Source organism: Streptomyces sp. NPDC051976, from assembly GCF_040680795.1.
Lineage (GTDB): Bacteria > Actinomycetota > Actinomycetes > Streptomycetales > Streptomycetaceae > Actinacidiphila.
On sequence record NZ_JBFAXL010000002.1, the window covers coordinates 315,740 to 330,273 of the forward strand.

The 14,534-nt window shown below is 71.0% G+C and carries 15 protein-coding genes; 8 read left to right on the forward strand and 7 right to left on the reverse strand.

Features of this window, described 5'->3' with window-relative positions:
• Nucleotides 1-61: 61 nt before the first annotated feature.
• Nucleotides 62-256 carry a hypothetical protein gene (locus AB0M29_RS03755; RefSeq protein WP_365378327.1) on the forward strand — a complete coding sequence of 65 codons (195 nt, stop codon included), beginning with the start codon at nt 62-64 and terminating at the stop codon, nt 254-256.
• Here AB0M29_RS03755 and AB0M29_RS03760 read toward each other — a convergent pair.
• Together AB0M29_RS03760 and AB0M29_RS03765 are read right to left on the reverse strand one after the other, a co-directional pair.
• Entirely contained in the window at nt 253-1,023 is a 771-nt protein-coding gene (locus tag AB0M29_RS03760) for an alpha/beta hydrolase (RefSeq protein ID WP_365378329.1), read from the reverse strand. The genes AB0M29_RS03755 and AB0M29_RS03760 overlap by 4 nt on opposite strands.
• A gap of 200 nt (nt 1,024-1,223) precedes the next feature.
• Entirely contained in the window at nt 1,224-1,889 is a 666-nt protein-coding gene (locus AB0M29_RS03765; protein WP_365378331.1) for a hypothetical protein, read from the reverse strand.
• Between the two features lie 179 nt (nt 1,890-2,068).
• Between AB0M29_RS03765 and AB0M29_RS03770 the strand changes: the two genes are divergently transcribed.
• The 3 genes from AB0M29_RS03770 (at nt 2,069) to AB0M29_RS03780 (ending at nt 4,573) form a co-directional block, all read left to right on the forward strand.
• The gene (locus AB0M29_RS03770) at nt 2,069-2,515 is read left to right on the forward strand and encodes a DUF6220 domain-containing protein (RefSeq protein WP_365378333.1); all 447 of its coding nucleotides are present in this window, start codon (nt 2,069-2,071) and stop codon (nt 2,513-2,515) included.
• A 70-nt stretch (nt 2,516-2,585) separates the two neighbouring features.
• Nucleotides 2,586-3,245, forward strand: a complete 660-nt coding sequence (locus tag AB0M29_RS03775) for a GntR family transcriptional regulator (RefSeq protein WP_365378336.1) — start codon at nt 2,586-2,588, stop codon at nt 3,243-3,245.
• On the forward strand, nt 3,242-4,573 hold the full coding sequence (locus AB0M29_RS03780; protein ID WP_365378338.1) for an MFS transporter: 1,332 nt from the start codon (nt 3,242-3,244) through the stop codon (nt 4,571-4,573). Before AB0M29_RS03775 ends, AB0M29_RS03780 begins: the two co-directional genes overlap by 4 nt.
• An 84-nt stretch (nt 4,574-4,657) precedes the next feature.
• Here AB0M29_RS03780 and AB0M29_RS03785 read toward each other — a convergent pair whose 3' ends face one another.
• Nucleotides 4,658-5,482 carry a maleylpyruvate isomerase family mycothiol-dependent enzyme gene (locus AB0M29_RS03785; protein ID WP_365378341.1) on the reverse strand — a complete coding sequence of 275 codons (825 nt, stop codon included), beginning with the start codon at nt 5,480-5,482 and terminating at the stop codon, nt 4,658-4,660.
• 133 nt (nt 5,483-5,615) lie between these two features.
• On the opposite strand from AB0M29_RS03785, the gene AB0M29_RS03790 reads away from it, so the two are divergent.
• Complete coding sequence (locus tag AB0M29_RS03790; protein WP_365378621.1) at nt 5,616-6,419, forward strand: carbon-nitrogen family hydrolase; 804 nt, start codon at nt 5,616-5,618, stop codon at nt 6,417-6,419.
• Nucleotides 6,420-6,610: 191 nt separating this feature from the next.
• On the opposite strand, the gene AB0M29_RS03795 is transcribed toward AB0M29_RS03790, so the two are convergent.
• On the reverse strand, nt 6,611-7,102 hold the full coding sequence (locus AB0M29_RS03795; RefSeq protein WP_365378344.1) for an LURP-one-related family protein: 492 nt from the start codon (nt 7,100-7,102) through the stop codon (nt 6,611-6,613).
• A 40-nt stretch (nt 7,103-7,142) separates the two neighbouring features.
• Here AB0M29_RS03795 and AB0M29_RS03800 point away from each other — a divergent pair, with 40 nt between their 5' ends.
• On the forward strand, nt 7,143-8,978 hold the full coding sequence (locus AB0M29_RS03800; RefSeq protein WP_365378347.1) for an NHL domain-containing thioredoxin family protein: 1,836 nt from the start codon (nt 7,143-7,145) through the stop codon (nt 8,976-8,978).
• A 61-nt stretch (nt 8,979-9,039) separates the two neighbouring features.
• On the opposite strand, the gene AB0M29_RS03805 is transcribed toward AB0M29_RS03800, so the two are convergent.
• The 3 genes from AB0M29_RS03805 to AB0M29_RS03815 all read right to left on the reverse strand — a co-directional run bounded on the left by AB0M29_RS03805 (nt 9,040) and on the right by AB0M29_RS03815 (nt 12,829).
• Nucleotides 9,040-9,276 (reverse strand): hypothetical protein, encoded by a 237-nt coding sequence (locus tag AB0M29_RS03805; RefSeq protein WP_365378350.1) that lies wholly within the window; start codon nt 9,274-9,276, stop codon nt 9,040-9,042.
• A 125-nt stretch (nt 9,277-9,401) separates the two neighbouring features.
• Complete coding sequence (locus AB0M29_RS03810; protein ID WP_365378353.1) at nt 9,402-10,691, reverse strand: M18 family aminopeptidase; 1,290 nt, start codon at nt 10,689-10,691, stop codon at nt 9,402-9,404.
• A gap of 311 nt (nt 10,692-11,002) precedes the next feature.
• Entirely contained in the window at nt 11,003-12,829 is a 1,827-nt protein-coding gene (locus AB0M29_RS03815) for an acyl-CoA dehydrogenase (protein WP_365378356.1), read from the reverse strand.
• Nucleotides 12,830-13,040: 211 nt separating this feature from the next.
• Between AB0M29_RS03815 and AB0M29_RS03820 the strand changes: the two genes are divergently transcribed.
• Complete coding sequence (locus AB0M29_RS03820) at nt 13,041-13,424, forward strand: SseB family protein (protein ID WP_365378358.1); 384 nt, start codon at nt 13,041-13,043, stop codon at nt 13,422-13,424.
• 139 nt (nt 13,425-13,563) lie between these two features.
• Nucleotides 13,564-14,526, forward strand: coding sequence for a pirin family protein (locus AB0M29_RS03825; RefSeq protein ID WP_365378361.1), 963 nt, complete (start codon nt 13,564-13,566; stop codon nt 14,524-14,526).
• Nucleotides 14,527-14,534 lie beyond the last annotated feature (8 nt).

The following is a 14,534-nucleotide window of genomic DNA, read 5'->3' on the forward strand; positions in this document are numbered from 1 at the left end:
CCTCGCCTTCCCTTGCGCGTGTTTACTGCACTTCCGTGACCATATGTGCTGCCATCACCGTATGGTCGTCTCCATCTCTGTCGTCCTGGTTCTCGTCGTGCTGACGGCGATGCTGATGCGCAACCGCTCCCTGAAGGCCAGCCACGCGGTGATCTGCATCCTGCTGGGATTCACCCTCTCCGGCACCAGCCTGGCCCCCACGATCGCCTCCACGCTCACCTCGACGGCAAGCCTGGTCAGCACGATCCGCCCCTAGACAGCCGCGGGAGCGGGAGCGCGCAGATGCCGGACGAAGAAGCGGACGGCGCTGTCCGCCTCGAAGCGCGGCATCTCCTTGTGCCTGCCCGTGTTGACGTGGAGCGACTTCTCCCGAGAGCCGAAGGCGTCGTAGAGCGCCAGGCCGGCCTCGCGGGGGATGTGCTCGTCGTCCCACTGGAGGGAGAACTCCACCGGGACGGTGATCCGCCGGGCCGTCTCGGCGACGAGGTCCGGCCAGAAGAGGCCGAAGACCGCGGCGGTGATACGGGGGTCGGCGGCGGTGAGCGGGATGCCGATCGCGGTGCCCATGTTTAGGCCGAAGTAGCCCACCGGGCCGTCCGCGCCGATCTCCGGCAGCCGCTGGAGTGCGTCCAGCGTGGCCTGCCACTCGGGCACGGCCTGCTCGGCCAGGTACGCGTTGTAGCGGACGACGATCGGGCCGACGGGCACGCCCGTCGCCATCGCCTCCTGCATCGCGTCGATCTCGCGCTCGTCGTGCTCGGTGACCGGGCGGCCGCCGTGCCCGGGTGCGTCGATGGTCGCGACATGGAATCCGCCGTCGGCCACCAGGCGTTGGGCTCGGCCCTTCATCGCCGGTGCCTTGCGATGGGTGCCGCCGCCGTGGCCCATCAGCACCAGGGGCGCGCCATCGGCGCCGGATTCGGGGGACCAGAGCGCGCCCGTGACGCCGCCGACGGTGAAGTCGCGCTCCACGACGCCGTTCACGGAGGTCCGGGCGGTGAACTGCAGAGTGTGTGAGGACATAGGAGTGGCCTTTCGGGAGTGCCTTCAGGTCGAGGCGCTCCCGGCGACACCTACATCAGTCGCCGACCGTGACACACAGGGGGAGCACCCACATCGATACCGCCTTCACGGGTCTCACCTCCTGCACCGACGTCACGGACAACACCCAGGACCCTAGCGCCCCCCAGCCACCCCTCCAACTCCTTTTCCCCGCACCCCCGTCAACGTCCCAGCCCCGCCGCCTCCACCGCCGCCCACAACCGCTCCGGATGGCGGGTGGGCACCACCCAGGTGAGGGATTCGTCGGGGACGAGCCGGGTGCGGAAAGGGCGGCCGGGCGTGTTCGGGAAGAAGAACGCCGGGCGCGTGGCGGGGAAGTGCGCCCAGCCGCCGTCCAGTTCGATGACGAGGGCGGCCCGCATGAAGGGGGCGCTCAGCACCCCGAGCTTGCAGCGGCCCATCTCACGCGGCTTTCCCCACCGGTTGCTCAGCGTGAAGAACTCCGGCGCCCGAAGGATGCGCCGAATCGCCGCCGGATCCGTCTCGACCCTCAATCCCCGCACCCCGTCGAGCGGGCAGGTGAACACCGCCCAGTTCTGGTGGGTGACGGTGGGCCTGCGCCGCTCCGCCCGAGCGGACCTCACCGCGCCGATACGGATGTCGCCGGCGGTGATGCGGATGCCTGTCGGCCAGTTGCGCAGAGCGAGCCCGCCCCAGAACAGCAGGCACAGCACCAGCAGCGGCGCGGTGATGCCCCACAGCGGCGCGAGGCCGGTGACCACCCCCGCGACGAAACCGGCCGCGAGCAGCGCGGGAACGGCCACCCCGAGCCCCAACAGCGGCCAGGTCAGGGCCGAGCGGTCCTCCGCGTAGTGCGCCGTGGTCATTCGCGTCCCCTGTCCCCCGCCCGAAGGCTTGCCCAAGCCCTTACCGAAGTCCCTTGCGCCCGGACGAACGTCTACGGGACTGTAGTCGCAGCGGCGGGTGGGAGGGGAGTGTCCGCTGCTGTGCCACCCCCTGCCTTCCTGCCGTCGACCCGGTTCAGACATGACGTCCTGGAGGCACAATGGCAGTGAACGAGCAGGCACGGGGGATACGGGCGGTGCGGATCATCGCGCAGTTAACGCTCCTCGCCATCTTCGTACAGTTCCTCCTGGCGGGGCTCGGCACCTTCGACACCGCGCACGGCGGGGAGTTCAAGGACCGGTACTTCACGCTGCACGACAACTTCGCCCTGGTGATCATCGGCCTGACGGTGCTGCTCTTCCTGGTCGCGCTCGTCGTCCGGGCGGGCAAAATGGTGATCTGGGAGGCCGTGGTGCTCGGGCTGGCGGCCGGGCCGCTCCAGCACGAGCTGGCCACCAACGGCACGGACCACGCGCCCTGGGTGGGCGCGCTCCACGTGATCGCCGGTGTGCTGATCCTCCTGCTGGACGCGCACCTCGCCTTCCCCGCCACCGGCGCCGCACTGCGCTCCGGCTGGCGCGCCGCCAGGTCCTCCGGCCCCGCCTGACCCACCCCGCTGTCCGGATCGCGGACGGGGGCGGCGTCGGCCCGAGTGTTGTATCTATGATGCGTGCATCATGGATGCCACCGCGGTTCCGACGAAGTCCCCGCCCGCCGCCGAGCGGGTCTATCTGCATGTGAAGAGCGGCGTGCTGGACCGCCGTTACGAGGGCGGCACGCTGCTGACCGAGGGCGATCTGGCGGACGCCGTCGGGGTGTCGCGCACCCCCGTACGGGAGGCGCTGCTGCGGCTGGAGGCGGAGGGGCTGCTCAAGCTCTATCCGAAGAAGGGCGCACTGGTGCTGCCGGTGTCGGCGCAGGAGATCGCCGACGTGGTGGAGACACGGCTGCTGGTGGAACAGCACGCGGTCGCCAAGGTGGTCGGCGCGGTGCCGCCGCACCTGCTCGCCCGCCTGGAGGAGTCGCTGGCCGAGCAGCGCGTGCACGCGGAGAACGGCGACCTCGCCGCCTTCGCCGTCGCCGACCGCTGCTTCCACGCGGAGATCGTCCGCGCGGCCGGAAACCGTATCCTCGCCCACCTCTACGACCAGTTGCGCGACCGCCAGCTGCGGATGGGCGTCGCCACCATGCACGCCGAGCCGAGCCGCGTCGCCAAGAACCTCGCCGAGCACACCGACATCCTCGCCGCCCTCCGCGCCGGCGCCGCCGAGACCGCGGCCGCCCTCGTCGAGCAGCACGTGTCCTGGGTCAACGTCCTGGCCAGGGGCGAAGCGTGAAGGACATACGGGGTGCGCTGCCCGGAGATCCACCCGGGGGGCGGAGGGCCGTGCTGGTGTGGGGGGTCGGCACCCTCGTCTACATGGTCGCGGTCGTGCACCGCACCAGCCTCGGCGTGGCCGGGATCGACGCCGCCGACCGCTTCCACATCGGCGCCTCCGCGCTGTCGACCTTCTCCATCCTCCAGGTGCTGGTCTACGCGGGGATGCAGATACCCGTCGGCCTGATGGTCGACCGGCTCGGCACCAAGCGGGTGCTGATGCTGGGCGCGGTGCTGTTCACCACGGGCCAGTTCGCGTTCGCGCTGTCGCACTCGTACGGGATGGCGCTGGGCGCCCGCGCGGTGCTGGGGTGCGGTGACGCGATGACGTTCGTGAGCGTGCTGCGGCTCGGCTCGCGGTGGTTCCCGGCCCGGCGCGGGCCGATGATCGCGCAGGGCGCCGCGCTCTTCGGCGTGGCGGGCAACCTCGTCTCGACCGTCGCCCTCTCCCGGCTGCTGCACTCCGCGGGCTGGACGCCGACCTTCCTCGGTACAGCGCTGGGCGGCGCGCTGGTCCTGGTACTGGTCGCGCTCTTCCTCAAGGACCACCCCGAGGGGTACGAGCCCGCACCCCGTACCGGCGCCGACCACGCGGGACTGGTGTACGTACGGCGGCAGATCGCCGACGCGTGGGCCGAGCCCGGTACCCGGCTGGGGATGTGGACGCACTTCACCACGCAGTTCTCCGGCATGGTGTTCCTGCTGCTGTGGGGGCTGCCATACCTGGTCGAGGACCAGGGCCTGACGCGCGGCGCGGCGGGCGGCATGCTGACCCTGGTGGTGGTCGCCAACATGGTCTTCGGGATGGTCTTCGGCCAGCTCATCGCCCGTCACCACGGGGCGCGGCTGCCGCTGACCCTCGGCGTGATCGGGGTCACCGCGCTGACCTGGGCGGCCGTGCTCGGCTGGCCCGGCGGCGGCCACGACCCGATGTGGCTGCTGGTCGTGCTGTGCGTGGTGCTCGGCGCCTGCGGGCCCGCCTCGATGATCGGCTTCGACTTCGCGCGCCCGGCCAACCCGCCCGAGCGCTTCGGCACCGCGTCCGGCATCGTCAACATCGGCGGCTTCACCGCCTCCGTGCTCACCCTGCTCGCCATCGGCCTGCTGCTGGACGCCACGGGCGACAACTACCGGATCGCCTGGAGCAGCGTCTTCGTCCTCCAGGCCTTCGGCACCAGCCAGATCCTGCGCCTGCACCGCCGCGCGGAGCGGCTGGAGCGCGAACGCATCGCGGTCAGCCGGGTGGAGAGCGTGCACCGTACGACGGCGGCCGTCGTCACCGACTGAGCGATCCCACGACCGGGACCCGCCCACCCCCGCCGCCCTGACGGCCCCCGTTGGTCGGGCGCGGGCCGTCGGCGGCGGGAGGTGCTACGGCGTGACGGCGATGTGGGAGAGGATCGCTTCCGCGAGCTCCAGGTCGCCCTCGGACTTGAGGTGGTCGGCGACGGCGGCCGGGCGGACACGGCCCGCCAGCAGGCGCAGGAAGGTCTCCCAGTCGACGACGAAGGTGACGGCGGGACCGAGCGAGACCGCGGAGTCGATCGAACCGCGGCCCTCGGCGTTCACCCGTACCGTCCGCATGAACTCCAGCGGGCCGTGCACGTCGAAGACCACCGCGGAGCCGGGCTTGGCGCCCGCGTCCTTGGCGACCAGCTTCGGCAGCCCGCGCAGCACGTAGTCCCGGGCCAGTACGGCGGCGGGGGAGGCGAGGTTGCCGGGCTTGTCGAGGGCGCGGCGCAGGTCCTGCTCGTGCACCCACACGTCGAACACGCGCTTCCAGAGCTGCTCTTCGAGGGTGGTCTCGCCGCCGCCGATCGCCCGAACGGTCGCGTCCGGCTGCCGGGTCTCGTTCCTGAGCTGCCGCGAGCGGCGGATGATCGTGTACTCCAGCTCCGACGTCATCTCCGGCGCCGTGTGGTGCCGCCGGATGTCGACCGGGACCTCGGTGTAGCGGGCGGACTCGCTGGTGATGTGCCGCAGGTCGCTGGGGAGGGTGTGGATCGGGCGCGGGTCGCCGAGAAGCTCGCACTCGAAGCCGATGATGTGGGAGACGACGTCACGCACGGACCAGTAGGGGCAGTCCGTGGGGCGGTTCCACTCCCCCTCGGTCAGCGGCGACACCAGTTCGTTGATGGATTCTATGGAGTGGGTCCAGGCGTCGATGTACGGCTGGAGCTGGCTGTGGACGGTCACGGGACCCCTCGACGGTCGATGCGCGGTCGTGGTGGTGTGCGCCTAAGTTACGCTGCGCGCGGGCGCCCACGCAGTGCTTTCGAGTGACGATGGTAGGCCCGACTTGACGACCCAACGTATGGGCGGTGTCCAGGTGCGCGCAACGCTGCTGCAGATCGAGGTTGACCCGAGCGAGACGGTCGCCGACCGGCGAACCCGTGTGGCGGCGCTGGTGCGCGCGCAAGGGGCCGCCGATCTTGTCGTGCTGCCGGAGTTGTGGCCGGTCGGAGCCTTCGCGGCGGACGACTTCGGCCGCGAGGCGGAAGCGGTCGAAAACGGGCCGACGGCGGTCGCGATGGCGGCGGCGGCGCGCGACGCGGCGGTGTGGCTGCACGCCGGTTCGATCGTCGAAAAGGACAGCGAGGGACGGCTGTACAACACCTCGCTGGTCTTCTCCCCCGACGGTGGGCTACGGGCCGTGTACCGCAAGATCCACCGCTTCGGCTTCGACGAGGGCGAGGCGGCGCTGATGACGGCGGGCGGCGAGATCGTCACCGCCCGGCTGCCGCAGGGCGTCCTCGGCCTGGCGACCTGTTACGACCTGCGCTTCCCCGAGCAGTTCCGGCTGCTGGTCGACGCGGGCGCCGAGATGCTCGTCCTCCCGGCGGGCTGGCCCGCGCGCCGCCTCGCCCACTGGCGGCTGCTCGTCCAGGCCCGCGCGGTCGAGTCCCAGACGTACGTCCTCGCCTGCGGTACGGCGGGTACCCACGCCGGGGTCGAGCAGGCGGGGCACAGCATGATCGTCGATCCGTGGGGAGAGGTTCTCTGCGAGGCCGGCCCGGACGAGGGTGCCCTCACCGCCGACCTCGACCTCTCCCGGGTGGCCGCCACCCGCCGCGATTTCCCCGTCCTCCGCGACCGCGTCCTCGGCCTCCCCAGGCCGAACCTCGCCCCGTAGGGGCGCGGGGACGCGCGCTGCGCTAGCGGAGGCCCAGGCACCGGACGTGCCCCGTAGGGGTGCGGGGAACTGCGCGCTCAGCCCCCACCGGGCCGGTGGCCCGAAGACCACGCGTCTGCCCCATTGGGGCCGGTGGTGACCTGCAGGCCCGCGACGGCTGGTCGCGCAGTTCCCCGCGCCCCTACGGGGCGCTACTCGTCGTGCTCCTTGTCGACCATGCGGTCGACGCAGACCGCGACAGCGATGAGCATGCCGGCGTCGGCGTCGGGCCGCTCGACGTCGATGGCGTAGGCGTCACGGAGGGTGAACCACTTGCGGGAGATGCGGGCGAGCCGCTCACCCTCGTACTCGATGTCGAACTCCTTGCCGATGAGGTCGCCGCGCACCTCGAGCTCCTCGCCGGAGGCGAGTTCGGCGCGGTAGACGTCGTGCACCAGGTGCAACCGCTTCTTCTTGACGGTGACGAGCACCTGCCCGTCGCGCTCGATGGTCATCGCGTCCCGCAGACTCACCAGCTTCTTGCGGATGACGGCGACCTCGGCGCCTTGCGCGTCCTGCAGCTCCAGGGTGTCCCGCAGCCGCATGACCTTCCCGTCGACGTAGAACGCGCGCTGCCCGTTCTCGTCCTCGATCCAGTAGTCGTCGCCGATGGCGAACATCTTCTCCCGCACCACGAATTTCATGGGGGAATGCCTACCCCGGGTGATGCGGTTGGATGGGTTTATGACTGCACGTGCACGCGTCCGGGCCCCCGAGCTGGTCGGCAAGGGCGGCTGGCTGAATACAGGTGACAAGCACCTCACCCTCGCTGACCTGCGGGGATCGATTGTGATCCTCGATTTCTGGACCTTCTGCTGTGTGAACTGCCTGCATGTCCTCGATGAGCTGCGCGAGCTGGAGGAGCGGCATCGGGACACGGTGGTGATCGTCGGGGTGCACTCGCCGAAGTTCGTGCACGAGGCCGAGCACCAGGCGGTGGTGGACGCCGTGGAGCGGTACGGGGTGCGGCACCCGGTGCTGGACGACCCGGAGCTGGCCACCTGGAAGCAGTACGCGGTGCGGGCGTGGCCGACGCTGGTGGTGATCGACCCCGAGGGGTACGTGGTCGCGCAGCACGCCGGTGAGGGGCACGCCCACGCCCTGGAGCAGCTCGTGAGCGAGCTGGAGGCCACCCACGCGGCACGCGGGACGCTGCGGCGCGGTGACGGGCCCTACACGCCGCCTGAGCCCGTGGCGACGGATCTGCGGTTCCCGGGGAAGGCCGTACTGCTGCCCGGCTCGGGGAACTTCCTGGTGTCGGACTCCACCCGGCACGCGCTGGTGGAGCTGGCGCCCGACGGCGAGACGGTCGTACGGCGGATCGGCGGCGGGGAGCGCGGGCTGGCCGACGGCGACGCGGAGACCGCCCGGTTCAGCGAGCCGCAGGGCCTGGCGCTGCTGCCGGACGGCGGCGTGGTGGTCGCCGACACCGTCAACCACGCGCTGCGCCACGTCGACCTGGAGAGCGGCCGGGTCACCACGCTCGCCGGCACCGGCGCGCAGTGGTGGCAGGGCTCGGCGACCTCGGGCCCGGCCCGCGAGGTCGACCTGTCCTCCCCGTGGGACGTGGCCTGGTTCGAGGACCGGGTGTGGATCGCCATGGCGGGCGTCCACCAGCTCTGGACGTACGACCCGGCCACGCGCACCGTGGAGGCCGCCGCGGGGACGACCAACGAGGGCCTGGTCGACGGACCCGCCCATGAGGCGTGGTTCGCGCAGCCGTCGGGGCTCTCGGCGGCGGGGGACCGCCTGTGGATCGCGGACTCCGAGACCTCGGCGCTGCGCTGGGCGGAGCGCGGTGACGACGGCGGATACGTGATCCGTACGGCGGTCGGCACCGGGCTGTTCGACTTCGGCCACCGTGACGGACCGGCCGGGCAGGCGCTGCTCCAGCACCCGCTGGGCGTCACCGCGCTGCCCGACAACTCGGTCGTGGTCAGCGACACGTACAACAACGCGCTGCGGCGGTACGACCCGGCGACCGGGGAGGTCAGCACGCTGGCCACCGATCTGCGCGAGCCGTCGGACGCCGTGCTGGCCGGGCACGACGTCGTGGTCGTCGAGTCGGCGCGGCACCGGCTGACGCGGCTGCGGCTGCCCGACGAGGCGGTGCGGGTGGAGCCGGTCGCGCACCGCACCCAGCGGGCCGCGACCGACGTCGCCCCGGGCCCCTTCCGGCTCGAAGTGGTCTTCTCCGCCCCCGCGGGGCAGAAGCTGGACCAGCGCTACGGGCCGTCCACCCGGCTGCTGGTCAGCGCGACCCCGCCGGAACTCCTCGCCGAGGGCGCGGGGAAGGGCACCGACCTCTTCCGCGATCTGGTGCTCGACCCCGCCGTGCCCGAGGGCGTGCTGCACGTCTCCGCGATGGCCGCCTCCTGCGACGACGACCCGGACAACCCGTACCCGGCCTGCCACGTCCACCAGCAGGACTGGGGTGTCCCGGTACGGCTCGGCGACACCGGTGTCGCCCGGCTGGCGCTGGTGCTGGCGGGTCTGGACGACCCGGAAGCGGGGTTGTGAGGGCCGGTCGCGCGGTTCCCCGCGCCCCTTTTGGGGCGCGGGACTTGCGCGGGCGCAGGGCTCAGTAGCGGCCGCCGGGGTAGTAGCGCTCCTCCACGACCGGGGGGACGTCGCCGTCGGCGGTCGGGGGGATGCGGCGGCGCTTGAAGATGCTCACGTACGCGGCCAGACCGATGAGGCCCACGGCCATCATGATCAGGCCGAGCAGGTCCATGTTGACGCCTTTCGCGTGCCAGTTGGTCGCGAAGGTGATGATCGCGCCGATCGCGATCAGGATGATGCAGCCTCCGATTCCCACGGCGCTCGCCTCCATAGGGGGTTCCCGGATGAGGGGAGTTCCCCTCGCCGCCCGCCTACCCGGGCTTCCGACCCGCAATCAGCGGCCCCGCGGAGACGGCCCGTTCGCCGGCCCGCGCCCCCGGCTCACTGCTCCAGGAACGACTTCAGCGCACTGGCCAGCAGGTGCGGGTCGTCGGCGCCGCACAGCTCGCGGGCGGAGTGCATCGACAGGATCGGGACGCCGACGTCGACGGTGGTGATGCCGTGCCGGGCCGAGGTGATGGGGCCGATGGTGGTGCCGCAGGGCATCGCGTTGCTGGAGACGAAGTGCTGGAAGGGCACGCCGACCCGGTCGCAGGCGGCGGCGAACAGGCCGCGCCCGGTGCCGTCGGTGGCGTACCGCTGGTTGACGTTGGTCTTGAGGATCGGGCCGCCGTTGGCCCGCGGGTGGTGCGTCGGGTCGTGCCGCTCGGCGTAGTTGGGGTGCACCGCGTGGCCGGAGTCGGACGAGACGCAGACCGTGGCGGCCAGCGCGCGGCGGCTGTCCTCGTAGCTGCCGCCGCGGGCGTGCACCGAGCGGGTCAGCACATTGCCCAGCAGCGGGCCCTGGGCGCCGGTGTCGGACTCGCTGCCGTTCTCCTCGTGGTCGAAGGCGGCGAGCACCGGGATGTACGGCAGGTCGGGGTGCGCGGCCGCGGCCAGCGCGGCGGTGCCCGCGTGCACCGAGAGCAGGTTGTCCAGCCGGGGCGCGGCCAGCAGGTCCTTGTCGCGGCCGAGGTACGCGGGCGGCTGCATGTCGTGCGTCATCAGGTCCCAGCCGACCACGTCCTCCGGGTCCAGGCCCGCCTCCTCGGCCAGGTACCCGATCAGGTCGCCGTCGGCGGCGTCGCCCAGGCCCCAGACCGGCTGCAGATGGCGCTGCTTGTCCAGGGTCAGGCCCTCGTTGACCTGGCGGTCCAGGTGGATGGCGAGCTGCGGCACGCGCAGCAGCGGGCGCTCGGTGGCGATCAGCCGGGTGCTGCCGTCGCGCAGCGTCAGCCGTCCGGCCAGGCCCAGGTCGCGGTCCAGCCAGCTGTTGAGCAGCGGGCCGCCGTAGATCTCCACGGCGACCTGGCGCCAGCCCGCCGAGCCCATGTCGGGGCGCGGCTTCACCCGCAGGTTCGGCGAGTCCGTATGGGCGCCCACGATCCGGAACGGCGTCTCCGGCCGGGCGCCTCGCGGCACGTACCACGCCACCACCGCGCCGCCCCGCAGCACGTACGAGCCGCCGCTCTCGCCGTCCCACGCGTCCGTCTCCGCCACCTGCCGGAACCCCGCCTTCTCCAGGCGCTCCGCCACGCTGCGCACCGCGTGATACGCCGTCGGGCTCGCCTCCACGAAGGCGGCCAGGTCGTCGGTGTGCTTCCGGTCAAAGAAACGCGGCTGTGGGCTCATGCCGCCAGCATAGGAGCCCTCCGGCTCGGGTTGCGGAAGAGGTCGTGCCCCGTTAGGGGCGCGGGGAAGCGCGCTGCGCTTGCGGTGGGCCAGGCACCGGTCGTGCCCCGTTAGGGGCGCGGGGAACTGCGCGGCCCGCCTCCACCGGCCGGTGGTCCGAAGACCACGCGTCTGCCCCATTGGGGCCGGTGGTGACGCGCGCCACCGCGGTGGCTTGTCGCGCAGTTCCCCGCGCCCCTTCGGGGCACGTCCTCCGCGCGAGCAGCGCAGTTCCCCGCGCCCCTAAAAGCAACGGGGCGCCCCACTTCGGGTTAGAAGGACTCCTCCGGGAGGTCCATGACGTCGAGGGTGACGGCCTCGGCGAGGGCGCGCTGGCTGCCGACGCCCGGGAGGATGTTGGTCGCGAAGAACTTCGCGGCGGCGATCTTGCCGGTGTAGAAGGCGGTGTCCCGCGGGGAGGCGTCAGCGAGCTTCGCGGCGGCGACGCTGGCGCCCTTGAGCAGGAGGTAGCCGATGACGACGTCGCCGGAGGCGAGCAGGAGGCGGGTGGAGTTCAGCCCGACCTTGTAGATCGAGCGGACATCCTGCTCGGTGGCCGCGAGGTCGGTGAGCATGGCGCCCACGATCGCCTCCAGGTCGACCGCGGCCTTCGCGAGCTGGTCGCGGGCGGCGGCCAGCTCCTCGCCACCGGTCGCCTCGGCGAGGAACTTCTTGATCTCCTCCGACAGCCCGGTCAGGGCCTGGCCCTGGTCGCGGACGATCTTGCGGAAGAAGTAGTCCTGGCCCTGGATCGCCGTGGTGCCCTCGTAGAGGGTGTCGATCTTGGCGTCCCGGATGTACTGCTCGATCGGGTACTCCTGGAGGTACCCGGAGCCACCGAAGGTCTGCAGCGACTGGGCGAGCTGCTCGTACGACTTCTCCGAGCCGTAGCCCTTCACGATCGGCAGCAGCAGGTCGTTGAGGCTGTGCAGCTGCTTGGCGTCCTCACCGGTGGCCTCGGCGACCTGGATCGCGTCCTGGACGGAGGCGGTGTAGAGGACGAGGGCGCGCATGCCCTCGGCGTACGCCTTCTGCGTCATCAGCGAGCGGCGCACGTCGGGGTGGTGGGTGATGGTGACCTTGGGCGCGGTCTTGTCCATGAACTGCGACAGGTCGGTGCCCTGCACGCGCTCCTTGGCGTACTCCAGCGCGTTGAGGTAGCCGGTGGAGAGGGTGGCGATGGCCTTCGTGCCGACCATCATCCGGGCGAACTCGATGATCCGGAACATCTGGCGGATGCCGTCGTGCTTCTCGCCGATCAGCCAGCCCTTGGCGGGGTGCTTGTCGCCGAAGGTCATCTCGCAGGTGTTGGACGCCTTGAGGCCCATCTTGTGCTCGACGTTGGTGGCGTAGGCGCCGTTGCGCGCGCCCAGCTCGCCGGTCTCGAAGTCGAACTCGTACTTCGGCACCATGAAGAGCGACAGGCCCTTGGTGCCCGGTCCCGCGCCCTCGGGGCGGGCCAGCACGTAGTGGATGATGTTCTCGGACATGTCGTGCTCGCCCGAGGTGATGAAGCGCTTGACGCCCTCGATGTGCCAGGTGCCGTCCTCCTGCTGGACGGCCTTGGTGCGGCCCGCGCCGACGTCCGAGCCCGCGTCGGGCTCGGTCAGCACCATGGTGGAGCCCCACTGCTTCTCGACCGCGATGGCGGCGATCTTCTTCTGCTCCTCGGTGCCCTCCTCGTAGAGGATGCCGGCGAAGGCCGGACCCGAGGAGTACATCCACACCGCGGGGTTCGAGCCGAGCACCAGTTCGGCGTACGACCAGATCAGGGAGCGGGGCGCGGTGGTGCCGCCGATCTCCTCGGGCAGGCCCAGCCGCCAGTACTCGGACTCCATGAAGGCGGCGTAGCTCTTCTTGAAGGTGTCGGGGACCGGCGCGGTGTTGGTCTCCGGGTCGAAGACCGGCGGGTTGCGGTCGGCGTCCGCGAAGGACTCCGCCAGCTCGTTCTCGGCCAGGCGCGCCAGCTCGCCCAGGATGTCCTTCGCGGTCTCGACGTCCATCTCGGCGAACGGACCCGTGCCGTAGAGCTGGTCGCGGCCGAGCACCTCGAAGAGGTTGAACTCGATGTCGCGGAGGTTCGACTTGTAGTGGCCCATGACGACGGCTCTCCGTATCGCGTGATGACTGTCAAAACTGGTCGGTAGGGAAGGCAGGTGTGGTGGTCGTACGAAATGATGCTACCCGCCAGTAATAAGAAGCAACACCCGACGGCTCGGATGTGACCGTTTCCTCGTTACCCTTGGGCGCGTGTACGGCTACGAGCAGAGCGTGAACCCTGGACCCGGGCCTGCCCCGGGTGCCGCACCCATGCCGGGTGGCTACCCGGAGCCCTCCCCGCCGTCGCTGGCCGACGCGGTGCGGGCGTTCACCACCGGGTCGATGTCGGCCGAGGACTTCCAGGCGATCTTCGCCACGTCGAAGGTGTACTGCCCACGGGGTGAGAACCCCGGCTTCCTGGCGCTGCACGACACCCAGCAGCCGGTCATCCCGATGTTCACCTCCCTGAAGGAGCTGCGGCGGTACGCGGGCAAGGAGTCGAAGTACTTCGTGATCACCGGAGCCGAGGTGCTCGACCTGCTGCCCACCGGCTACGGCTTCGTCCTGGACATCGACGGCCAGCATCGCATGGTCTTCGACGCGAAGGCGGTCGAACAGATGGTCGAGTTCACCATGCGCCGGATGTACGGCTGAGGGGTACTGCCGCGCGCGTACCGCGAAACCGCACGGCCGCCTGTTACCTGTGGAGTGAGGCGAAGCGGAATACACGCCGCCTTGTTGGATGTTCAGCATTCAACTATATTGGGTGCTGAGCATCCCAGAGGAGGCCGTCATGCCCGCCGTGACCGTAGAGAACCCGCTGACCCTGCCGAAGGTGACCGCACCGGCCGACGCGCAGCCGCGCAAGGCGCTGGCGGTCTCCACCGCGCCCAGTGGCTTCGAGGGCGAGGGTTTCCCGGTGCGACGCGCGTTCGCGGGCGTCGACTACCGGCACCTCGACCCGTTCATCATGATGGACCAGATGGGTGAGGTGGAGTACGCGCCGGGCGAGCCCAAGGGCACTCCCTGGCACCCGCACCGCGGCTTCGAGACCGTCACGTACATCATGGACGGCACCTTCATCCACCAGGACTCGCACGGTGGCGGCGGCACCATCACCAACGGCGACACCCAGTGGATGACCGCCGGGTCCGGGCTGCTGCACATCGAGACCCCGCCGGAGTCGCTGGTGCTCAGCGGCGGCCTCTTCCACGGCCTCCAGCTGTGGGTGAACCTCCCCAAGGCCGACAAGATGATGCCGCCCAAGTACCAGGACATCCGGGCCGGCGGCCTCAAGCTGCTCACCTCGGGTGACGGCGGCGCGCTGATCCGGCTGATCGCGGGCGACCTCGGCGGCCACCAGGGACCCGGCGCCACCCACACCCCGATCACCATGATCCATGTCTCCGTCAACCCCGGGGCCGAGGTCACCCTCCCCTGGCGGGCGGACTTCAACGCCCTCGCCTACGGTCTGTCGGGCCGCGGTTTCGCGGGCCCCGAGTCCCGCCCCTTCCGGATGGGCCAGGCCGTGGTGTTCGGCGGCGGGGACGCCCTCACCATCCGGGCCGACGAGACCCAGGACTCGCGCAGCCCCAACTTCGAGGTGGTGCTGCTCGGCGGGCTGCCGATCCGCGAGCCGATGATGCAGTACGGCCCGTTCGTGATGAACACCCACGCCGAACTGGCCCAGGCGTTCGACGACTTCCAGGCGGGCCGCCTCGGCACCATCCCCGCGGACTCGCCGTACGGCCACTGAGCCCGCAC